The sequence below is a fragment of the Acinetobacter sp. 70_2 genome, assembly GCF_056736115.1.
The window spans coordinates 248073-268743 of sequence record NZ_JBWZIP010000014.1; the positions used below are offsets into that span (position 1 = coordinate 248073).

Here is a 20671-nt window from a genome sequence, read left to right on the forward strand (position 1 = left end):
TAAAAGGCTCAACGAGGGAATAAAAATAAGAGGAGTGAAAATGAAAGGCTTATTCATTTTCTTGGGGATTTTCGTCGTACTGATTGCGTGGGGCATCCACATTCGTAACAACATTGTGCGTTATTTTAACGCGACCAAACGCGCTTGGGCAGAGGTTGCAAATTTTGAACGTCAAAAAGTAAAAACACTTGAAGCACTAGAAACGACACTCAATCAATATACTCAGTTCGAGAAGTCGACTCTAGAAAAAGTGACTGCTTTACGTCAGCAAATTCTCAGTTTAAATGTCGACCATACTGATATTGCTCAATTACAGCAGATTGAAAAAATGAGCAAAGAGCTGATCCGTAGCCTAAATGTCGTGGTTGAAAACTATCCTGAATTAAAAGCAGATACGCTCTATAGCAAAATGATGGATGATATTCAGGAACAAAACGAAAATGTTGGCGCTGCAATCAGCATTTTTAACCGTAATGTCGAAGTATTTAACAACCAGATTGAAGTGTTCCCAAATAATCTGATTAATACGATGACGTTATCTAAAAAAGCAATTCGTCCTTTTCGTGATAATTTGGCTACAGACAATTTTGACTACAAACCTAACTTTTAGTCTAAATAAAAAAATGGTCATTCAATCGAAAAAATGACCTATTTTATAGCCAGCTACATTTAGTAGTAGAACTACTTGGCAGAATCAAGGAAAATAGCCCTCTTATTTTTAGGGCTATTTGTGTTTTTAAATTGGTCTTCCTGTTTGAAAGCTCATCATGTTATAGCCCCTATTTAGCAGCGAACTGTTTTTTCGCCCTTGCACTGCCCTACGGTATTGCTTGCTATTGTTCAGGATTTTTAGATGAAGTTTGAAAAATTAGGTCAGTCGGGTCGTGCCCGTCGTGGTCGTTTAACTTTAGAACACGGTGTTGTTGAAACACCTGTTTTTATGCCAGTGGGGACTTACGGTACAGTCAAAGGCATGTTGCCGCGTGATATCGAAGATATTCAGGCACAAATTATTTTAGGTAATACCTTCCATTTATATTTGCGTCCGGGCCTTGAAGTAATCAAGCAACACGGCGGATTGCACGACTTTATTAAATGGAATAAGCCAATTTTGACTGACTCTGGCGGCTTCCAAGTATTTAGTCTTGGCGCTATGCGTAAAATTAAGGAAGAAGGTGTTACTTTCCGTTCTCCGATTGATGGTTCAAAAGTGTTTTTATCGCCTGAAATTTCAATGGAAATTCAGCATGTATTGAACTCTGACATCGTCATGATTTTTGATGAATGTACGCCTTATCCTGCTACACACGAAGAAGCACAAAAATCATTACAGCTTTCTTTGCGTTGGGCAAAGCGTTGTAAAACGCATCACCACGATGAGCTTAAAAATAAAAATGCCTTATTCGGCATTATTCAAGGCGGCATGTATGAAGACTTACGTGATGAGTCTTTAAATGGCTTACTTGAAGTTGGTTTCGATGGTTATGCAATTGGTGGTTTATCTGTAGGTGAACCAAAAGAAGAGATGATCAAAGTTTTAGATTATCTTCCAAATAAAATGCCAGCGGACAAACCACGTTACTTAATGGGCGTAGGGAAACCTGAAGATATCGTTGAAGCGGTACGCCGTGGTGTCGATATGTTTGACTGCGTAATGCCGACTCGTAACGCACGTAATGGTCATTATTTTGTCACTGATGGTCTGGTACGTATTCGTAATAGTAAATATCGCCATGACCAAGGTCCTCTTGACCCACACTGCGATTGCTACACATGTAAGAACTTTACCCGTGCTTATCTGTTCCATCTTGAAAAATGTGGAGAGATGTTAGCATCTATGCTCGGTACCATTCATAACTTACGTTATTACCAACGTTTAACTGAAGGTATGCGTGATGCATTAGATAATGGCACTTTTGATGAATTTGTTCAGGACTTTTATGCCCGCCGCGGATTAGAAGTTCCACCTTGCCCTGTCGATGAATAAGCGAGATTTGCGCTCAACCGCAAGACAAGGTAAATTGCAAAACGAATTAGGATTATGTCAGGTATCTGACTCATATTTTTTAACTTTAGGAAATTAAAATGAGCTTGTTCATTTCTACTGCACATGCAGCTCCAGCAGCAGCCCAAAGCCCGGGTCTTTTGCCAAACATTTTGATGATTGTTGTATTCGTTGCAATCTTCTATTTCTTAATCTGGCGCCCTCAAGCAAAACGCGCAAAAGAACACCGTTCTTTAATCGAAAGCTTAGGTGTAGGTAGCGAAGTTGTTTTTGCTGGTGGTTTAATGGGCAAAGTAACCAAACTTGAAGGTGACTATGCGGTTGTTGAACTTAACCGTGGTGTAGAAGTAAAAATTCAGCGTGCCAGCGTAATTTCTGTATTACCTGAAGGCACTCTAAATAACCTTTAATCATAAAACAGTCGTGCTTTAGCACGGCTTTTTCATTTAAGAAGAAAGCGAATGCGTTACCCTGCATGGAAATATTTACTGATTCTGGTTGTTCTGGTAGTCAGTACATTATACGCACTGCCTAGTCTATATCCGGATGAGCCCGCAGTTCAAATTTCCGGTGCCAAAGCTGGTACCCAAATTGATCAAAGTGTGGTGCAAAAAGCAGAGCAAATTTTAAAAACAGCAAATATTGCGAGCCACGATAATACTTTTACAAATAATGCTGCTCTCTTGCGTGTCAGCTCTTCTGAAGCGCAGTTAAAAGCAAAAGAAGTATTACGCCGTGACTTAGGTGATCAATATGTTGTTGCCCTAAACCTTGCACCAACTACACCAGAGTGGTTGCAAAAAATTGGGGCTAAACCAATGAAACTTGGTTTGGACTTACGTGGTGGTGTCCACTTCTTGCTAGAAGTAGATATGGACAAAGCCATTTCCCAACGTATGGAAACCTCTGCCACTGATTTGCGTCGTCAGTTCCGTGAAAACAAAATTAAATTTAACAACCTTGCGTTAAATAATAATGTGATCACTGTTCAATTTGCTGACAACGCTGATCGTGATGCAGCAATGGATTTTTTACGCCGTAATGGTAATGAATATACCCAACAGGCATTAGCGAGCACGACAGGTTCTACCTTAAAACTCTCTTATACCGATGTACGTCGTCAAGAAATTCAGGCATATGCAGTCAATCAGAACTTAACAACACTACGTAACCGTATTAACGAACTTGGTGTTGCAGAAGCATTAGTACAAAGTCAGGGTAGCAACCGTATTGTCGTTGAATTACCGGGTGTTCAAGATACAGCAGAAGCTAAACGTGTTTTAGGTCGTACTGCTAACCTCGAATTCCGTTTGGTATCTGACTTAAATGATCAATATATTGACCCATATACGGGTAAATATAATGGTCAACCTTTACCTCCGGGTACAGAAGTTTTTGCTTATCAATCTTTAGATAGCGGTCGTCAACTTTTGTTGCAACGTAACCGTATCTTGACTGGTGAACGTGTTCAAAATGCGAGCTCTGGCTTTAGCCAAGACTCTGGCGGTGCCGAAGTAAATATTACGCTCGACAGTGCTGGTGGTAAGCTCATGTCAGATGCAACCCGTAATGCTGTTGGTAAACGCATGGCGGTATTGTTCATCGAAAACAAGCAAAAGATTAGCTACGTTACAGATCCAAAAACTGGTGCTCAAACAGAAGTTCGTACGCCATATACAGAGTCTGTCGTAATTAACGCTGCAACAGTTCAAGCTGTTTTAGGTTCAACTTTCCGTATTACTGGGTTAAGTTCTCCTCAAGAAGCATCTGAACTTGCATTAATGCTGCGTGCTGGTGCTTTAGCTGCGCCAATGTACTTCGTTGAAGAACGTGTTGTTGGTCCAAGCCTTGGTCAAGAAAACATTGATAAAGGTGTACTCTCAACTCAAATCGGTTTCTTACTTGTTGCAATCTGGATGGTCGTGTTCTTCCGCGTATTCGGTTTAATTGCGAACTTTGCACTTGTATTTAACTTGGCAATGATTTTAACCGTGATGTCTTGGATAGGAGCTTCCCTCACCTTACCGGGTATTGCGGGTATCGTTATTACCATTGGTATGGCGGTCGATGCCAACGTACTGATATGTGAGCGTATTCGAGAGGAAATGCTCTGGGGTGCCTCACCCAAACAGGCCATTGTGGCGGGTTATGATCGAGCCTATAACACCATCTTTGACTCGAACTTAACCACGTTCCTTGTTGCATTCATTCTATTTGCAATTGGTACAGGCCCGATTAAAGGTTTCGCCGTAACATTAATGATTGGTATTGTATGTTCGATGTTTACTGCAATTACAGTAACACGTGCTATCGTACAGCTCATTTATGGTAAACGCCGTAATTTGAAAAAGTTGAGCATTTAAGGAGATCTATGATGACTAAAGTGACTCAACAGCCTTCAAAACAATATGGTCGTCCGGATGATGCAAAAATCATCCCGTTCATGAAGATTGCTAAACCAGCAGCAATCTTCTCGATCCTTATTACTTTAGCGAGTATTTTCTTTATCGCGACTAAAGGTCTTAATTTAGGTTTGGACTTTACAGGTGGTGTTTCTGCCGAGCTTAACTATGCACAACCAGCAAATCAGTCTGACGTTATTCAGGCACTCGACAAAGCTGGTTTTAAAGATGCAGTAGTACAAACGCTAGGTAGTAATAAAGACTTACTCGTGCGTATGCCGGTACAAGAAGTTAAGGTTGAAGATCTTAATAACGCGATTACCAAAGCTGTGCAATTACCAAATAACGCTGCCGAAGTTCATAAAGTGGACTCTGTAGGCGGTCAGGTTGGTAATGAGCTTTATGTTCGTTCGGCTGGAGCGGTTGCTCTTGCGCTGATCTTAATGTTGATCTACGTGACCATTCGCTTTGAGTTTAAACTCGCGATGGGTGCCGTAATGTCTTTATTCCATGACATCATCATTATTATTGGTGCTTTTGCATTATTCCAATGGCCATTTGACCTTACAGTTTTAGCTGCTGTACTCGCGGTGATTGGCTTCTCGCTTAACGATAACATCGTGGTTTCAGACCGTATCCGTGAAAACTTCCGTAAGATTCGCGGCGCGACTCCACGTGAAATCGTGGATATTGCTTTAACTGAGACTTTACGCCGTACCATCCATACCTCAATGACCTTATTGCTTGTTGTACTTGCAATGATGTTCTTGGGCGGTGATGGCTTACATTGGTTCTCTGTAGCAATGTTTGTAGGTGTCTTTGTTGGTACTTACTCTTCGATTTATATCGGTACAGCATTTGCGTTGTGGCGTGGTCTTAACCGTCAAGACTTCATCGTTCAGGTTAAACCTGAATTTGAAGATGAAATTCCTTGATTGTTAAACCTAGGCATATAAAAAACCGCGATTTATTCGCGGTTTTTTTATTAAGCTCAAAATTTATTTACGGCGTAAAGCATCCGAAATAGCTTCAACCAGTTGTTGAGAAATTTCTTGTTTAGATGCTTTTTCTAACTCACGCTTTTTCATATGGTAGCTTTCAGCAAAGAAAACAGTCATCGCATTTTCATCCGAAGCAAAACCAATATCAGCACGAGAAACATCGTTACACGCAATCATGTCTAGTTTTTTAGCAACCAGTTTACCTGCTGCATATTCTTCAACATTCTGCGTTTCGGCAGCAAAGCCCACCATAAATGGACGTTTTTCCTGAGCTGCAATGGTTGCCACAATATCCGGATTTTTCACAAGGGAAACATTCAGCTCATCCCCTGCTTTCTTAATCTTGTGCTCAGCCACTTCTGCAACGCGATAATCAGCTACTGCCGCTGTCGCAATGAAAATGTCGCAACCAGTCTCAAGTGAGTTCATGCTAACATCCAACATTTGTCGTGCAGATGCAACATTGACACGTTGAACACCGTTTGGCGTATCTAAACTTACGGGACCAGCAATTAAAGTGACTTTTGCCCCTGCCGCATAACATGCAGCCGCTAAAGCAAAGCCCATTTTACCGGTACTATGGTTTGAGATATAACGAACTGGGTCAATCGCTTCACGTGTTGGTCCAGCAGTAATCACAACTCGCTTACCAGCCAACAAACCAAATTTTTCAGCAATGGCCCGTTGGGCTTGATGGAAATAACCAGCCACTTGACGGGCTATTTCTTCTGGTTCTGGCATACGGCCTAAACCGACATCACCACAAGCCTGTTCACCTGAATCCGGCATAATCACATGTACACCATCTTCAACTAGCGTTTGCAAATTACGCTGAGTTGCTTTTGCAGCCCACATTTGCTGGTTCATTGCTGGTGCAACCCACACAGGTGCTTTAGTCGCTAAAAATAAAGTACTGAGTAAGTCATCTGCCAAACCATTAGCAAACTTAGCCAAGGTGTCACAGCTTGCAGGAGCAACCAGTAACAAATCAGCCCAACGAGCCAATTCAATATGGCCCATTCCAGCTTCAGCCTCAGGGTCTAAAAGCTCGGTATGTACAGGGTTTCCAGAAAGAGCCTGAAACGTTAGAGGGGTAATAAATGCTTGAGCTCCGTGTGTCATCACAACCCGAACGTCAAAGCCATAATCTTTAAGACGACGGACCAGAATGGCACTCTTATAGGCAGCAATCCCACCTGTAACAGCTAAAACAATGTTTTTATGAGGAATAACACTTAAATCAAAGCTCACGAACAGGATACCTTTCTGTTGCAGTGGCGCTCACAATAGCATTAAATACGCGCAGACCCAAGATTGATTGGGCAAACAAAATAAAATTTTAAGCAGAATATTGCTGGGGAATATGAATACTTCTATTAAAAATTGGCCAGAACAAGAACGGCCAAGAGAACGGTTATTACAACAAGGCCCTCAAAGCCTCTCTGACTCTGAATTACTTGCGATCTTTCTTCGCTCAGGTTCACGCCAACATTCAGCAGTTGAACTCGCACGCTTACTGATTCAACAATTTGGAAGCCTCAATGCTGTTTTTGATGCATCTTTCAATGAATTGGCTCAATTTAATGGTATTGGAGCCACCAAGTATTCCCAATTATTGGCCGTAAAAGAACTTGGACGGCGTTATCTCGACTATCATTTTAGTCAAACTGAGCTAAGCCTCCATTCTTCTCATTTGGTTCTAGATTATCTGCGTTATGAATTAAAGGGTGAGAAACAAGAAGTCTTCGCAGTACTTTGCTTAGATGCCGAATTACGGAAACTGCATTTTAAAAAGTTATTTTTTGGATCAGTTCAGCACTGCACCGTTTCAGTGAATCAAACCTTACGTTATGCCTTACAACAACATGCTTGCCAATTAGTGATAGCACATAATCACCCCTTTGGTTCTGCACAACCATCTCCTGAAGATATTAAACTCACAGAGCAACTTCAGCAGGCTTGTCAGCTTGTTGAAATACGTTTACTGGACCATTTTATTATCTCGCCAGAAGGTAGCTTTTCATTTGCTGAACAACAACTGCTCAACCCTACCACAATAGCCGTTCAATGATATTGACAAAGCTTCACTAAGCTTAGAATATCAAAAACAAAAATAGCGACGTTTAAAATAAAATGATTGTTCGTGAACAGCCCAGTATTTTTAAAGTTTTATTCTCTTGGCGAGGGACGATATTACCTAAAATTTTGCCCTCTTTAGGGGTGGTAATGCTGATTTCGGCAATCATTGGTGGGGTTGAATATATTAATCTCTACCGTTTTCCAGAAATTCCTTTAGTTGGCTTCACCTTAATTGGCGTTGTACTTTCTATTTTTTTAGGCTTTAAAAATACGGCATGTTATGACCGTTGGTGGGAAGCTCGGAAACTATGGGGTGTACTCATTGCGACTTCACGACACTTTGACCGCGACTGTCGTATTTTAACTCAGGCTCGCCGTGAACGAGTCATTCATCACGTCATCGTTTTTGCAAATGTGTTACGTGACCGTTTACGCCGCCAAACAGCCAACCCAACCGAGTTAATACAAACCAGTGGCATGAGCCAACAGGCATTGACCCAGCTATACCAACAAAATAACGCGCCGCAATATACGCTTAGTCTTATTCAATGGGAATTATTACAAGCGCTTAAAGAAGGTGAAATCTCAGATATTATCTATGCTCAAATGAATAAAAATGTTGCAGATTTAAGTGTTGTACAGACTGGCTGTGACCGTATTGCAAATACTCCTATTCCTTTTGCTTATTCAGTCTTGCTCAACCGCACTGTTTACTTTTTCTGCTTTATGTTGCCATTTAGTTTGGGTTCTTTACTTGGATTAGCAACACCTCTACTGGTCGGAATTTTGGCATACACATTCTTAGGTCTAGATGCTCTAAGCTCTGAAATCGAAGAGCCTTTCGGTACTCAAAGTAATGACTTACCCTTAGATGCCATGGTGCGTAGTATCGAAATTGAACTTTTAGGAACGCTGGGTAAACCGACGCCTCCTCCAATTCAAGCTCAAGATAACAACTTGCTTTAGAGCACTATTAGAGAAAACGCTCCCAAATACCCTGCTGGTCAGTCTTTGGCTTAGGGGTGTTACCCAATTTAATCCATGGCATATTTTCTCCATGGAAATCACTACCAATTGAAACAGCCAAATGATGCTGATCAATCATACGATCAATCATTTGGCGAGTAGATAAAGGATCTACAGGTGGCGGTAACTCCACGGCGTCACCACCACAACTCGCAAATAACTCAATCAAATAACGCGTATTGGTTGCCGATAGGTCATAACGAGTTGGATGAGCTAAAACTGCCAAGCCTTTACTGTTATGAATGACCTCTATTGTTTCTTGTAAACCCAAGCCTTCAAACTTTACAAAGGCGCGTTTACCTTCCTTTAAAAAACGGTCAAAAGCTTGTTGAGGACGGCTCACCACATTCTTTTCAACCAAGGTTTTGGCAATGTGGGTTCTAGTAATACGATCTGGCTGATTTTCAACTTTATCGAGTACATCTTGATAAATATCAAAGCCAATACACTTTTTTAACAGTTCACAAATGACTTCTGCTCTTTGTGCTCTAATTCTTTTTTGTTGTTCTAATGCTTCCAAAATTGGTGTTTCATCTTGCATGTTTAAAGCCACAATATGCACACCATAGCTTTTTTTTGTACTTGGCCTAGACCATTGGCTCGAGATCTCTACACCAGAAATGATTTTTAAATCATGGGCTTGTGCAGCATTTCTTGCACGCTGCAAACCATCCATTGTGTCGTGATCAGTGAGTGCCAAAGTATGCAGCTTCACATCCACAGCAGCTTGCACCAGCAATTCCGGAGACAAAGTTCCATCAGAAATATTGCTATGTGTATGTAAATCTATGCCTTGCATCTTTTATACTATGCCATTCACCAAACCTGATCAGATACTCTAACATGAAAGCACTTCTGGACTTTGTTCCATTAATTATTTTCTTCTATTTATATAAAACTGTTGATCCTGCGAATGCTCATCACCCGTTGCTAAAATTGATCGGTTCCGCTGGCGGTGTAAATAACAATAATATTCTGGTCGCTACAACAGGCTTAATTATTTCAATGCTTGTCGTATATGGTGCTTTGTTTGTCATTCAAAAATTCCGCCTAGATAAACAGCAGTGGATTGTACTGTTTATGACAGTTATTTTTGGTGGCATTACACTCATGTTAAGCGATGATTTTTATATTCGTTTAAAAGCTGCGATTTTGAACTTAGTATTTGCTGGTGCTTTCTTAGTTTCACCTTGGTTTGGTAAGGAACGTAAGCCTCTCATTAAACGTTTATTTGATCCAATTTTAGAGCTAAGCGAAAAAGGTTGGAAAAATTTAAATTTCGCTTGGGCAGCCATGTTTGTCGTCATGTCTGGTTTACATGTTTTCTTCGCGTTTTTATTTCACGGCGGAAAATATTGGGGCGAATTTACTGCATTTGGTGACATGATCGTCATGTTTTCATTTATCATTATTCAGTTCATTATTTTACGTAAACATTTTAAGTCACCAGAAGCTTAATGTGATTTCGGTTTGATTATAGAGATACGACATGCCTTTTTTTGTTCTAAGCTGTACCGATAACGAAGGAACTCTAGAGAAACGTTTAGCAGTACGCCCTCAACATATCGAACGTTTACAAAAACTTGATGATGAAGGTCGTCTTGTTGCCGCTGGAGCTATGCCAAAAGACCCGAATGATCCTCAAGCTGGTTTTTATGGTAGTACCATGATTGTAGAGTTTGATAGCCGTGAAGCTTTAGATGAATGGTTAAAAGAAGAACCATTTTTGAAAGAAGGCATTTATAGCCATATTGATGTCAAACCGTTTAATAAAGCATTTCCAAAAGGGTAAACGCATGCAGCTTGCAACCAAAAGCTTTCTTGGCTTGTGTTTGATCTGTTCAACTGCCGGAGCAGTTGAACCTGCTGCGACACCAGCAACACCACCCACTGTGCCTTCAACTCAGGCAGCTAAACCAGCGCCTACTTCTGCAACTGTAGCTAAACCAACCGCTACAACAGCGGCAGCTACAACACAACCGCTTACAGCAGAACAAATCGCAAAAAATAAGCAACAGCAAGATGCAAAAATCAAAGCTTTAGTTCAAGATCAAGCATCTCGTCTAAAACAGCTAGAACATGCAAACCTTGAAGCACTTGCACAAAACCAAGAGTTACAGCTAAAGAATGATAACTTGTCTGTTCAGGTACAAGTTTTACAAAGTGAACGTAGTGCTCAAATGTTCTTATATGGCGCAGTAACTCTTGCAGGTGGCGTACTGCTTGGCTTCTTTATTGCGAGTTATGTTTACACCAAACGTCGTCGTCAGTGGTAATTCTGAGCGACTTATTAAACCGAATGAACAAATCAAACCGTATACAAACTGCTGAGCTGGATTGGGAATCTATTGATGGTATTGAAGTTCCCATTTCCAAACAATTTGGTGATGTCTATTTTTCTAAAGATAATGGTCTGCTTGAAACAAGACATGTATTTTTAAATGGCAATGACCTATCAGAACGATTAGCCAATTTACAAGACTTTGAATATTTTAGTGTAGGAGAAACCGGATTTGGTACTGGTTTAAATATTCTTGCACTCTGGCAGCTTTGGCAGCAGGTCCGTCCCCATAACCACAGCCATTTACATGCAATTAGCGTAGAAAAATTTCCTTTAAGCAAAGCAGATCTCATCCGTGCACTCAATGTATGGGATGAACTTAAACCGCTTGCGAAACAACTTATTGAACAATATCCCTTGCCTATTGCAGGATGCCATCGTTTAAGTTTTCCAGAAGAACGTTTTAGCATCGATCTATGGCTAGGAGATGCACAAGATATTTTTCCAAGTATGGTAAAAACGAAAGCAGTGAATGCTTGGTTCCTAGATGGATTTGCACCTTCGTGTAATCCAGATATGTGGGAACAAAACGTTTTAAACAATATTGTACGTCTTTCTGACTATGGCACTACCTTTGCCTCGTTTAGTGTAGCTGGTATTCTCAAACGTGGACTAAAAGCTCATGGCATTGATATTTCACGTCCTCGTGGCTTCGGGCATAAACGTGAAATGCTTAAAGCAGTTTGGAGAGCACCTTTAAGTGAAGACACCGCACTAGAACCAGATAACCATACTTTCAATTTTACACAGCAGCATATTGCCGTTATTGGCGCAGGGATTGCTGGTTTAAGCACAGCATGGGCTTTTGCTGAACGTGGGCACCAAGTTACTCTATTCGAGCGTACAGCGCCTTTATCAGGAGCTTCTGGCAACCCTTTAGCATTGCTCAATCCAAAACTATGCCCAATTGAACAAAGTCATGAGCACCTGATGACTTTAAGCTGGCAACATGCGCTGAATTTCTATAAAAACTTTCAAGCATTTCGCCCAATTCAAATACAGCAAATGGCATTAAAAAATGCCCAAGATCTTCTCGATCTTGCTGATCAATATCCTGCTGATATTGTTACGCATCAAACAAGCTCACTTGAATCGGACTATCCACACATTGTATTAAGCGAGGCCGGAGCAGTTTCTCCACACCAGTTACGTGATGAAATTTTGCAGCATTCAGGTATTGAATTAAAAATTGCCAATATCACAGCACTTGTTTCTTTTGAAAATAAAGTTCAATTGAAAACAAATGAAGAAATCATTGCAGAGGCAGATCATGTTGTGGTGTGCTGTGCCCGAGAAAGTGCTGCTTTATTTGAGAACTATCCCCCTTTAAAGCCAATACGTGGACAAGTGAGCTGGGTTAATAATTCTTTTGCACCTTTACCTTTACACGAAGCGTATAGCTATGGTGGCTACTGCATGCAGCTTAACTCTTCTCAACTCATTTTAGGGGCATCTTTCTACCCGAACAGAGAAGATCAAAACGTACTCATTGACGACCATGTGCATAACTTTGAATTAATCCACAGTATCTTCCCTACATATGCAAAACAATTACCACCTGTAGAACAATGGCAAGGTCGAGCAGCGGTTCGTGCTCAAAGTCCAGATTATTTCCCAGTAGTTGGAAAAATGCAGAGTGAAAGTCGTATTTCTACCTTTGCAGGTTTAGGTTCAAAGGGCTTTTTATTTGCGCCACTTTGCAGTGAAGTACTTGTTGCCCAAATGTTGGGTGAGACTTGTCCTGTTCCGGAAAGTCTATTAAAGAAATTAAGTGCTGAGCGCTTTCAAAAGAAAGTTAAACCCAAGAAACCGTATTTTAAATCTCAATAGTGCACTTGAGAAAATTTAGTTCCAATAAAAAAGCACCCGAAGGTGCTTTTTTTATGCGCCCTGCTCTAGAGGTAAACCTGCGTCACGAGCTGCACGCGTCCCCCCCATCAGCACGACATATTCACGCGAGGCATCTAAGTCTTCTAGTTTCTCAGCTGCACGAGGAGCTTTGCTACCACCACCACATAAAATATAAATCGGCTGATCCGCAGCGACCTGGTTCAAAATATCAGCATTTAAATCATTAATCGGGCGACTTACCGCACCTTTAACATGCCCTTCTGCATAAGCACTTGAATCACGGACATCCCAGATAACAGCATTTTCTGGGAACTCAAATGTTGTAATTTCTTGTTTACGGATCATTGTGCACTCCTTTGATGTAAACAACACTTGGCAAATGAAGAAAACCCTCTTAGCATCTCAAATATTCTTTCACTTTGTAAAGGTCTAAACTATGCCTTCTTTCGATATTGTTTCTGAATTAGAGTTATTTGAAGTTAATCATGCGGTTCAAAACACACAAAAAGAGATTGCAACACGCTTTGACTTCCGTGGTCACGATGTTTCTATCGAACTAAACGAAAAAAATAAAGAGATCAAAATCAGCACAGAAAGTGATTTCCAGTGTGAACAAGTTTATAACATGTTAGAAAACCATTTTTATAAACGTAAAATTGATGTGCAAGCACTTGATCCACAAAAGGCGGCTGCTTCAGGTAAAAATTTTGTACAAGTGATTAAGCTTAAAGATGGTCTTGACTCTGATACAGCAAAAAAAATTAATAAAGCCATTAAAGAAAGCGGCGTTAAAGTGCAATCTTCTATTCAAGGCGACAAAATCCGTGTGACCGATAAAAAACGTGACACTTTGCAACAAGTCATGACTTTTTTACGTGAACAACAATTCGGTGTGCCATTACAGTTTAATAACTTTAAAGATTAATATCTTTTAGCGACATTCAAAGTTAAGGTAATCCCATGTCTCAATCCAATCGACTATTAAAACTGGTAAAAGCGACTTCAAAATTTCCTAAAGGTGTTCGGAGTACGCTTTGGAGCAAGGCATTTGGCCGTATTGTGCCAATGGTGGGTACAGCCAATATTCGCTATCTGGAAGTAGATGTAAACCATGTGACTGTTCGCTTAGAAAACCAGAAAAACATGCAGAACCATATTAAAGGTGTGCATGCTGCTGCAATGGCACTTTTGGCAGAGACTGCGACAGGTTTTTTAACGGGTTTACATATTCCTGATAACCGCATTTTATTAATCAAATCATTGCACGTTGATTATTTGAAAGTAGTTGAAGGCGGTTTAACAGCAACAGCTACCCTCTCTACAGAACAGCAAAAATATATTGCTGATCATGAAAAAGGCGAACTTGTTATTCCAGTGACAGTTATTGATGATGCAGGTAATGAACCAATCCAATGCCAAATGCTTTGGGCATGGTTACCTAAACGTAAGAAATGATAACTAATCTAAAATATTTTTAGATTGTTATTTACCTCAAGATATAAAAACTACAATTTTATATCTTGAGGTCACAATGAAAAGAACACTGATTTTATCCTCGTTATTTACTAGTTTCATATTTACATCAATTACGACTTACGCTGCCGACCCCACAAATAAAACCAATAAAATTGTTCAATCAAAAACTGAAACAATCGATAAAATAAGTGCTCAAAATAAAAAAATAGTAGTCGACTTTTATGAAGGTGTCTTTTTAAAACATCAAGTTAAAGAATATGCCGACCGTTATATTGGTCATCAATATATCCAGCACAATCCCAACGTTCCTGATGGGAAGGCTCCTTTTGTTAATTTCTTCACTGAGAAATTCCAAAAAAATCCACAAGCTAAAAATGAGATTAAACGTGCGATTGCTGAAGGTAATCTTGTCATTTTACATGTCCATTCGACTGAAAACAAAAAAGACCGAGGCCGAGCAATTATTGATATTTTCCGTGTAGAAAATGGAAAAATTGTAGAGCATTGGGATGTGATACAAAACATTCCAGAGCAAAGTAAAAACTCTAATACAATGTTTTAGTGATAGAAATTAAAGCCTGAATACTTATATTCAGGCTTTAAATATTTTATTGAGTTTCTAAAAACTTTTGTTTCGCTTCTTCTGGAATCTGACGCTTATTACCTTTTACATCAACAGCGACAAAGGTAAAAACACCTTCGGTAATACGAATTGGAGCACGAGAATCATCATGACTATCCCAAACTTCAATTTGCATTTGAATAGACGTATTACCTACTTTTAAGATTTTGGTATAGCAGCTAATGACAAAGCCTACTTTTACTGGAACCAAAAAGGTCATCTGATTAATGGAAATCGTGGCACAGCGTCCACGACTAAAACGCTCTGCGTGAATTGCTCCAGCCAAGTCCATTTGTGACACGATCCACCCACCAAACACATCACCACTCCAGTTTGTATCTGCTGGCATGGCAATCGTTTGTAAGGATAAAATTCCTTCTGGTTTGGTATAAGCTTCTGACACCTTAGCTCCCGAAATTCGTTTGAAGTTGTTGATCTAGCCACTGCTGCAATTCAGGAGCGCGTAATGCACCGCTCATTCGAGCAACTTCTGTGGTTTTATTCATTAATACAAGCGTAGGAATACTTCTCACATTAAATGCTTGGCTTAAGCGAGGAGACTCTTCGGTATTAATCTTGGCAAAAATGACACGTGGATTCTGTTTTGCAACTTGTGCAAAATGTGGCGCCATCATTTTACAAGGTCCACACCATTCTGCCCATAAATCTATCAAAATAGGCAGATCACTATTTGTGATGTAGTTACTAAAGTTTTGTTCATTTAACTCAATCGGTGCAAGCGGAAGTAATGGCTGATGGCATTGGCCACAACTCGGTTGCGCACTAAGTTTTTCCTCTGGAACTCTATTTTTTGCACCACACGATGCACATACAATAATCATTTACATCACTCCTATATGCTGATGTAAAAATTCTAATTGGGTCGTCACTGCTTTTTCAAACCATGAACCATGATAGATATCAAAATGTTTCATATCCCACTCATGATAACTCACAAAAGGAGCAATATTGGTTGCAGCTTCACGACTTGCCTCAATTGGAATTAAAGAATCATGCTGAGCAGCAATAAATAAAACTGGAATATTAATCTGACGTACGAGTTGAATTGGACGGTAACGCATCAAATTAAAAAAGACGCGTGCAGGAACTTCTCCACTCCAATAATAATCTGGATTTACAATCGACAAATACCCATAGTAGCTATCTGCTGTTGGCATGAAACATAATTTAAATTGGTCAACAACAGGTAATCTCTTAGGATTAAGGCCCATTTTAGAACCCATATAATCTTGGCTCGACAACTTTAAAGCTTGGGGATAACGCTGTAATGGATATAGTTTTGCTGTTTCAGCACCGTCTACATATGGAATTTGTACCATAATGGCCTGAATATTTTTCAGTTCAGAAGCTAGACTTAAAGCATATCCCCCACTTAAAGATGTGCCCCACAAAACAATTCTTCGATTATCTATAAGTTTACAAGTGGAGGCGTATTGAATAATGGTCTTCCAATCTTCCAATTGAGAATTGATAGAAATCATCTCTCGGGGCTTACCTGTACTCCCACCCCAATATCGATAATCAAATAAAATCACAGCATAGCCTGCCTGAGCGAAACGCTGCGCATATTGGATAAGCTTGAATTGACGTAAGCCGGCAAAACCATGTGCCATGATAATTACCGCGGATTTATTATTTGTTTTTGGAATATAAAAGTCAGCTGCGATCATTTCCTGATCACATGGAACATATAAAGGCTCAACCGTATAAGCGTGCATATGTGCTCCGTGGCATTATGGTCGAAGTAATGAATTTACAAAAAACATCCTGATCGCCTTTTAAAAATCTATAGCTGTTCTTTTACATAAATTTTATCTATGTAGGAACAACGTTTTAGTGTCTTGTATCTCAGGTTAAGCTTAATGCTATGATACAGCATAAGAGGTTTTATTAAATTTTGGAGTGACGAAATGTCAGATAATGTTGGTTTCGCAGGTCAAATTGGTCCAGAACATGTGGGACAAGTTGTAGAAAAAGGATTTAAATCTATTATCAATAACCGTCCTGACATGGAAGGTGGTCCAGAACAACCAACAAGTGCTCAAATTGAAGAAGCAGCACGTCAAGCAGGTCTAGATTACGTTTACCAACCTGTAGTTGCAGGTCAAATTACTGAGCTTGATGTTCGTACTTTTGCAAATCACTATAATGAACTTCCAAAACCTGTTCTCATGTTTTGCCGTACAGGAAACCGTTCAAACAATCTTTATCAATTAGCCAAGCAAATGGATTTGTTAGACGATTAAATTAGTGAACGAACTAACTCAAAGCTCTATTTTTACTTAAAAATGGAGCTTTCATTAATAAAAAGAATATATACGACTGCATCAATTCAACAGATATATAAATAGTCTTTTGCTAAAGTATTCAAATCGCTTTAAATTTCTCAGTTTTATTATGAATAAACTTATATTTTTACTGGTAAGTTGCCTTATTCTTAGTGCATGTTCATCTATGCAGGTTCGACCTACAGTCGGTGTAAGTATGGGTACACACCTTTAAAAAAAGAAGCAGCTTAAATGCTGCTTCTTTTTATATTAATTACCATTTGAACAGTTTAGATCTATTCCATATGGGCTTAATATATTCGGAGCAATAAGATCACTTACAGTAACATCTTTATTTAAATAACTTAAAGTCAAAGATGTAGATCCTTTAAGCAAACTTCCCGAAACTGTAGATTTAGCAGTTAACTGAACAGTTAACCAAGATGCATAAATTTTAGGATATTGAATCTTAAGATCAAAACGACCATTTCCATCTGTTGTGTATTTATTATTGGTTGCAGCAGTACCTACACTATTAATATAGGATACAACTTGGACGGTAGAGTTTTCTTTAAGCGGCTTTAATTGATTAATAACCTCACCGTTAACATTTACAGCTTGAACTGGTGAAGTACAAGCAACTCTAGAAACTGGTAAATATTCATCTGGCTTACCATCTGCAGGAGTAGACGTGTCAACAAAAGCAAATTGCCCCTTATAATAAGCAAGTGCATTAACGCCCATTGTTACGTCTTGATTTGGTATTGGCTTACCGTCAACATCAGTTACTTGTACTGAGATATTTTTATAGTAGTAAACTCCATCACTAGAGTCTTCCATTGTAGTCGGATTATATGCTACTGAAATAGCTCCTACTGCTACTGGTACATCAGAATTAACAACATCGAGTTTATACGTATAAATTTTTGTTGATTGACCAAAATTAGCTTCTAAAACAAGATCATCTGTCACAAATTGAGCAGCGCTATATGATGAGGCTCTTTGATTTTCACTAAACGATAAGGTATAGCTGATCTGACCATTTGCATCAGTTTGAGTCGCATTTGGTGTAAATCTAACACCATTTAAGACCGAATCTTTAACTTTAAGTGTGATCGCTTGGTTTGCTAAAGTTGCACCATTTGCATCTACAGCTGTTAATGTAACAGTTGTCTGATCACCTCTAACATTTAAAGAGGTCTTTGTAGCATCAAACAATACGATACTCGTGGTATCAGCTTCAGCAGTACTATTACTCCCTGTGACTGTCACAGTCTGTTCTTGAGTAAGCGTACCATTATTTGTAGAAGCAATTAATTTAAAACCATTTTTCACCAAATCATTTATAGAACTCGATGTTTTTGGTGTTTTTATAATATATACAGCATTACCTGCCGCATCTGTAGTTTGAGTTGATACTCCTTCTATAGATACATTATTTGTTGGATCAACTAATGCCAAACTAACTTTAGTACCAGCAACACCACCTTTATTTATATCTAGAGCTCTAACAGTAACAGTTAAAGTATCATTCGTTGCAGCAACTGATAATTTATCTAGTTCTATCTTTAAAGCTGTAGCAGTCGCTTGCTGAGATCCACTATTATTACTTCCAGATGAGGAATTACTACTATTTGATGAACCATTCTGGTAATAACCATCACCACCGCCCCCGCCACAACTTGCTAACATAATTGACACAGCAATAGCCGACAACTTCAAGGTAAGTTGTTTTTTATACATACTTTTCATTTCCCCAATCTTTCCTAAAGGTATAAGATTTTTTAATTATTTATATTATTAGTGTAATCATATTCACTACACTCTGTAAACATAAATTACATTGTGTTTTATTATGTAACTTATTAAATGAAAAACTTATAGATATTAGGATTTATAATGTTCGATATAATTATCATTGGCGCAGGTACTGCTGGTATTAGCGCATATAAAGAAGCCGTTAAACATACCAATAATATTTTAATTATAAATGATGGGCCATGGGATACCACTTGCGCACGTGTAGGGTGTATGCCAAGTAAAGTCCTCATCTCTACAGCAAATCGTATGCATGACATCCAAAATGCTCAAGAAGTTGGATTGAATGCTTCCGTAGATATTAATACTGATCAGGTTATGGAGCATGTAAGAACCTTACGTGACCGCTTTACGAAGGCGACCCTTAAAGATGTAGAGCAATGGCCAACTGAACATAAAATTTCAGGTAAAGCACATTTTATTGATTCGGAAACTATTGAAGTGAATGGTAAACAATACCAATCAAAAAGCTTTATTCTGGCAGTTGGTTCCACACCTAATTATGATCAAACATGGAAACAAGAATTAGGTGATCGCCTTATTACCACAGACCAAATATTTGAATTAGATACTCTACCTAAATCTATTGCCGTTATTGGAAGTGGAGTAATTGCTCTTGAGATCGCGCAAGCTATGCATCGGTTGGGAGTAGAAACAACTATATTTGCTCGTAGTAAAAGAATTGGAATATTTACTAGCTCTAAATTACAGCAACTTGCTCAAGAAGAGCTAAGTAAAGAGTTAAATTTTTTATTTGAAACATTACCAACCAAAGTAAAGTCTACTTCTAATGGCGTTATATTAAATTATAAAATTGATGAAAGAGAAAAGTCTATTCAAGCTGAATATGTATTATCTGCAACAGGCCGTTCGAGCTTACTAGATACGCTAAAATTAGAGAATATTGATAAATCTTTTCAGGATATTAAGTTATTACCTATAAATGCTAAAACAAAACAACTAGATAACTATCCAATTTTTATTGCTGGGGATGCTTATACTTCAACGCCACTACAACATGAAGCTGCCCATGAAGGCAAAAAAGTTGTTCAGAACTGTCTGAATTATCCACAAGTTAACTCAGTTAAGACTCTCACTCCATTAGGAATAGTATTTAGTCATCCAGAAATGGCAATTGTAGGGCAAAGTTATAAACAGCTAAAAGACAATGGAGTAGAGTTTGTCACAGGTGAAGCATCTTATGAAAGACAAGGAAGAGCTATCGTTCTTGGAAAAAATAAAGGAGCTATTGAAGTTTATATAGAACGAAAAAGCCAAAAACTGCTTGGTGCCGAGTTATTTACCGAGGCAACAGAGCATATGGCTCACCTATTAAGCTGGATCATTGGTGAAGAATTAACTTTAAAAGATATATTAGAAAAGCCTTTTTATCATCCTACTCTTGAAGAGGGCTTACGCACTGCTCTAAAACATGCACATAGACAATTGAAATAATTATTCTCGGAAGAGTTTACGTAATTAAAGTTAGCTCTTCTATACTTCTTTAAATAGTTTTCTTATCCATTTTCCTTTAGTTTATATTTTATACACATCTCATCTCTAAAGAATTGTGATTAAATTTGACTTTATACCGCATAAAAAACACCCCAATCTCTTTTGAGACTGGGGTGTTTAGAATAATGAGCTGGCGATGACTTACTCTCACATGGGTAACCCCACACTACCATCAGCGCTAAGAGGTTTCACTTCTGAGTTCGGGAAGGGATCAGGTGGTTCACTCTTGCTATGGTCGCCAGCACAA

At 39.0% G+C, this 20671-nt stretch carries 23 protein-coding genes and 1 rRNA gene; 16 read left to right on the forward strand and 8 right to left on the reverse strand.

Features of this window, described 5'->3' with window-relative positions; translation table 11 throughout:
* Nucleotides 1–40 precede the first annotated feature (40 nt).
* The 5 genes from AC1PJ9_RS08940 (at nt 41) to secF (ending at nt 5342) form a co-directional block, all read left to right on the forward strand.
* Nucleotides 41–610, forward strand: a complete 570-nt coding sequence (locus tag AC1PJ9_RS08940) for a LemA family protein (protein WP_086497531.1) — start codon at nt 41–43, stop codon at nt 608–610.
* 243 nt (nt 611–853) lie between these two features.
* The gene (gene tgt, locus AC1PJ9_RS08945) at nt 854–1987 is read left to right on the forward strand and encodes a tRNA guanosine(34) transglycosylase Tgt (protein WP_004705660.1); all 1134 of its coding nucleotides are present in this window, start codon (nt 854–856) and stop codon (nt 1985–1987) included.
* A 98-nt stretch (nt 1988–2085) separates the two neighbouring features.
* Nucleotides 2086–2415 carry a preprotein translocase subunit YajC gene (gene yajC, locus AC1PJ9_RS08950; protein ID WP_000051669.1) on the forward strand — a complete coding sequence of 110 codons (330 nt, stop codon included), beginning with the start codon at nt 2086–2088 and terminating at the stop codon, nt 2413–2415.
* Between the two features lie 51 nt (nt 2416–2466).
* Complete coding sequence (secD, locus tag AC1PJ9_RS08955; protein WP_151760907.1) at nt 2467–4368, forward strand: protein translocase subunit SecD; 1902 nt, start codon at nt 2467–2469, stop codon at nt 4366–4368.
* A gap of 8 nt (nt 4369–4376) precedes the next feature.
* Nucleotides 4377–5342, forward strand: coding sequence for a protein translocase subunit SecF (gene secF, locus AC1PJ9_RS08960; RefSeq protein WP_019457463.1), 966 nt, complete (start codon nt 4377–4379; stop codon nt 5340–5342).
* 63 nt (nt 5343–5405) lie between these two features.
* Here secF and coaBC read toward each other — a convergent pair whose 3' ends face one another.
* Nucleotides 5406–6659, reverse strand: a complete 1254-nt coding sequence (coaBC, locus tag AC1PJ9_RS08965; RefSeq protein ID WP_049063470.1) for a bifunctional phosphopantothenoylcysteine decarboxylase/phosphopantothenate--cysteine ligase CoaBC — start codon at nt 6657–6659, stop codon at nt 5406–5408.
* A gap of 100 nt (nt 6660–6759) precedes the next feature.
* Between coaBC and radC the strand changes: the two genes are divergently transcribed.
* Nucleotides 6760–7479 (forward strand): RadC family protein, encoded by a 720-nt coding sequence (gene radC / locus AC1PJ9_RS08970; protein ID WP_311069825.1) that lies wholly within the window; start codon nt 6760–6762, stop codon nt 7477–7479.
* Between the two features lie 62 nt (nt 7480–7541).
* Nucleotides 7542–8453, forward strand: a complete 912-nt coding sequence (locus tag AC1PJ9_RS08975; RefSeq protein WP_004711921.1) for a bestrophin family protein — start codon at nt 7542–7544, stop codon at nt 8451–8453.
* 7 nt (nt 8454–8460) lie between these two features.
* Here AC1PJ9_RS08975 and AC1PJ9_RS08980 read toward each other — a convergent pair whose 3' ends face one another.
* The gene (locus AC1PJ9_RS08980; protein ID WP_311069824.1) at nt 8461–9312 is read right to left on the reverse strand and encodes a PHP domain-containing protein; all 852 of its coding nucleotides are present in this window, start codon (nt 9310–9312) and stop codon (nt 8461–8463) included.
* 44 nt (nt 9313–9356) lie between these two features.
* Here AC1PJ9_RS08980 and AC1PJ9_RS08985 point away from each other — a divergent pair, with 44 nt between their 5' ends.
* The 4 genes from AC1PJ9_RS08985 to mnmC are packed head-to-tail and all read left to right on the forward strand — an operon-like array spanning nt 9357 to nt 12684.
* A complete protein-coding gene (locus tag AC1PJ9_RS08985) occupies nt 9357–9971 on the forward strand; it encodes a septation protein IspZ (RefSeq protein WP_304401442.1) in 615 nt (204 codons plus the stop codon).
* Between the two features lie 31 nt (nt 9972–10002).
* The gene (locus AC1PJ9_RS08990) at nt 10003–10305 is read left to right on the forward strand and encodes a YciI family protein (protein WP_002051453.1); all 303 of its coding nucleotides are present in this window, start codon (nt 10003–10005) and stop codon (nt 10303–10305) included.
* Nucleotides 10306–10309: 4 nt separating this feature from the next.
* Entirely contained in the window at nt 10310–10789 is a 480-nt protein-coding gene (locus tag AC1PJ9_RS08995) for an SH3 domain-containing protein (RefSeq protein WP_311069823.1), read from the forward strand.
* 23 nt (nt 10790–10812) lie between these two features.
* Complete coding sequence (gene mnmC, locus AC1PJ9_RS09000; RefSeq protein ID WP_311086548.1) at nt 10813–12684, forward strand: bifunctional tRNA (5-methylaminomethyl-2-thiouridine)(34)-methyltransferase MnmC2/FAD-dependent 5-carboxymethylaminomethyl-2-thiouridine(34) oxidoreductase MnmC1; 1872 nt, start codon at nt 10813–10815, stop codon at nt 12682–12684.
* 51 nt (nt 12685–12735) lie between these two features.
* On the opposite strand, the gene AC1PJ9_RS09005 is transcribed toward mnmC, so the two are convergent.
* Nucleotides 12736–13050 (reverse strand): rhodanese-like domain-containing protein, encoded by a 315-nt coding sequence (locus AC1PJ9_RS09005; protein ID WP_002051246.1) that lies wholly within the window; start codon nt 13048–13050, stop codon nt 12736–12738.
* A 91-nt stretch (nt 13051–13141) separates the two neighbouring features.
* Here AC1PJ9_RS09005 and AC1PJ9_RS09010 point away from each other — a divergent pair, with 91 nt between their 5' ends.
* From AC1PJ9_RS09010 to AC1PJ9_RS09020, 3 genes are all read left to right on the forward strand, one after another.
* Nucleotides 13142–13630: a YajQ family cyclic di-GMP-binding protein gene (locus AC1PJ9_RS09010; RefSeq protein ID WP_002051423.1), complete on the forward strand. Its 489-nt coding sequence runs from the start codon at nt 13142–13144 to the stop codon at nt 13628–13630.
* A gap of 35 nt (nt 13631–13665) precedes the next feature.
* A complete protein-coding gene (locus tag AC1PJ9_RS09015) occupies nt 13666–14160 on the forward strand; it encodes a DUF4442 domain-containing protein (RefSeq protein ID WP_311069821.1) in 495 nt (164 codons plus the stop codon).
* Nucleotides 14161–14236: 76 nt separating this feature from the next.
* Nucleotides 14237–14743, forward strand: coding sequence for a nuclear transport factor 2 family protein (locus AC1PJ9_RS09020; RefSeq protein WP_311086547.1), 507 nt, complete (start codon nt 14237–14239; stop codon nt 14741–14743).
* 46 nt (nt 14744–14789) lie between these two features.
* Here AC1PJ9_RS09020 and AC1PJ9_RS09025 read toward each other — a convergent pair whose 3' ends face one another.
* From AC1PJ9_RS09025 to AC1PJ9_RS09035, 3 genes are read right to left on the reverse strand one after another with little or no spacing between them, the layout of a single operon-like run.
* The gene (locus AC1PJ9_RS09025; protein ID WP_002051216.1) at nt 14790–15206 is read right to left on the reverse strand and encodes an acyl-CoA thioesterase; all 417 of its coding nucleotides are present in this window, start codon (nt 15204–15206) and stop codon (nt 14790–14792) included.
* A gap of 1 nt (nt 15207) precedes the next feature.
* On the reverse strand, nt 15208–15645 hold the full coding sequence (gene trxC, locus AC1PJ9_RS09030) for a thioredoxin TrxC (protein ID WP_002051446.1): 438 nt from the start codon (nt 15643–15645) through the stop codon (nt 15208–15210).
* Nucleotides 15646–16542, reverse strand: a complete 897-nt coding sequence (locus tag AC1PJ9_RS09035; RefSeq protein WP_311069819.1) for an alpha/beta hydrolase — start codon at nt 16540–16542, stop codon at nt 15646–15648.
* A gap of 192 nt (nt 16543–16734) precedes the next feature.
* Here AC1PJ9_RS09035 and AC1PJ9_RS09040 point away from each other — a divergent pair, with 192 nt between their 5' ends.
* Nucleotides 16735–17070, forward strand: coding sequence for a protein tyrosine phosphatase family protein (locus AC1PJ9_RS09040; RefSeq protein ID WP_049063451.1), 336 nt, complete (start codon nt 16735–16737; stop codon nt 17068–17070).
* Between the two features lie 291 nt (nt 17071–17361).
* Here the strand turns inward: AC1PJ9_RS09040 and AC1PJ9_RS09045 are convergent, their stop codons facing one another.
* Complete coding sequence (locus tag AC1PJ9_RS09045; RefSeq protein WP_311069818.1) at nt 17362–18843, reverse strand: Ig-like domain-containing protein; 1482 nt, start codon at nt 18841–18843, stop codon at nt 17362–17364.
* A 147-nt stretch (nt 18844–18990) separates the two neighbouring features.
* Here AC1PJ9_RS09045 and AC1PJ9_RS09050 point away from each other — a divergent pair, with 147 nt between their 5' ends.
* Complete coding sequence (locus AC1PJ9_RS09050) at nt 18991–20364, forward strand: dihydrolipoyl dehydrogenase (protein WP_311086546.1); 1374 nt, start codon at nt 18991–18993, stop codon at nt 20362–20364.
* A gap of 188 nt (nt 20365–20552) precedes the next feature.
* On the opposite strand, the gene rrf is transcribed toward AC1PJ9_RS09050, so the two are convergent.
* Nucleotides 20553–20667 (reverse strand): 5S ribosomal RNA (rrf, locus tag AC1PJ9_RS09055).
* Between the last annotated feature and the right edge of the window lie 4 nt (nt 20668–20671).

Excerpts from the sequence above, each read along its gene's own strand:
- AC1PJ9_RS09015 (WP_311069821.1), top strand. The coding sequence starts at position 13,666 with ATGTCTCAATCCAATCGACTATTAAAACTGGTAAAAGCGACTTCAAAA.
- secD (WP_151760907.1), top strand. The coding sequence starts at position 2,467 with ATGCGTTACCCTGCATGGAAATATTTACTGATTCTGGTTGTTCTGGTA.
- mnmC (WP_311086548.1), top strand. The coding sequence starts at position 10,813 with ATGAACAAATCAAACCGTATACAAACTGCTGAGCTGGATTGGGAATCT.
- AC1PJ9_RS09040 (WP_049063451.1), top strand. The coding sequence starts at position 16,735 with ATGTCAGATAATGTTGGTTTCGCAGGTCAAATTGGTCCAGAACATGTG.
- secF (WP_019457463.1), top strand. The coding sequence starts at position 4,377 with ATGATGACTAAAGTGACTCAACAGCCTTCAAAACAATATGGTCGTCCG.
- AC1PJ9_RS09005 (WP_002051246.1), bottom strand. The coding sequence starts at position 13,050 with ATGATCCGTAAACAAGAAATTACAACATTTGAGTTCCCAGAAAATGCT.
- AC1PJ9_RS08975 (WP_004711921.1), top strand. The coding sequence starts at position 7,542 with ATGATTGTTCGTGAACAGCCCAGTATTTTTAAAGTTTTATTCTCTTGG.
- yajC (WP_000051669.1), top strand. The coding sequence starts at position 2,086 with ATGAGCTTGTTCATTTCTACTGCACATGCAGCTCCAGCAGCAGCCCAA.
- AC1PJ9_RS08940 (WP_086497531.1), top strand. The coding sequence starts at position 41 with ATGAAAGGCTTATTCATTTTCTTGGGGATTTTCGTCGTACTGATTGCG.
- AC1PJ9_RS08985 (WP_304401442.1), top strand. The coding sequence starts at position 9,357 with ATGAAAGCACTTCTGGACTTTGTTCCATTAATTATTTTCTTCTATTTA.
- trxC (WP_002051446.1), bottom strand. The coding sequence starts at position 15,645 with ATGATTATTGTATGTGCATCGTGTGGTGCAAAAAATAGAGTTCCAGAG.
- AC1PJ9_RS08980 (WP_311069824.1), bottom strand. The coding sequence starts at position 9,312 with ATGCAAGGCATAGATTTACATACACATAGCAATATTTCTGATGGAACT.
- AC1PJ9_RS08990 (WP_002051453.1), top strand. The coding sequence starts at position 10,003 with ATGCCTTTTTTTGTTCTAAGCTGTACCGATAACGAAGGAACTCTAGAG.
- AC1PJ9_RS09035 (WP_311069819.1), bottom strand. The coding sequence starts at position 16,542 with ATGCACGCTTATACGGTTGAGCCTTTATATGTTCCATGTGATCAGGAA.
- AC1PJ9_RS09050 (WP_311086546.1), top strand. The coding sequence starts at position 18,991 with ATGTTCGATATAATTATCATTGGCGCAGGTACTGCTGGTATTAGCGCA.
- AC1PJ9_RS09020 (WP_311086547.1), top strand. The coding sequence starts at position 14,237 with ATGAAAAGAACACTGATTTTATCCTCGTTATTTACTAGTTTCATATTT.
- tgt (WP_004705660.1), top strand. The coding sequence starts at position 854 with ATGAAGTTTGAAAAATTAGGTCAGTCGGGTCGTGCCCGTCGTGGTCGT.
- AC1PJ9_RS09010 (WP_002051423.1), top strand. The coding sequence starts at position 13,142 with ATGCCTTCTTTCGATATTGTTTCTGAATTAGAGTTATTTGAAGTTAAT.
- AC1PJ9_RS09045 (WP_311069818.1), bottom strand. The coding sequence starts at position 18,843 with ATGAAAAGTATGTATAAAAAACAACTTACCTTGAAGTTGTCGGCTATT.
- AC1PJ9_RS08995 (WP_311069823.1), top strand. The coding sequence starts at position 10,310 with ATGCAGCTTGCAACCAAAAGCTTTCTTGGCTTGTGTTTGATCTGTTCA.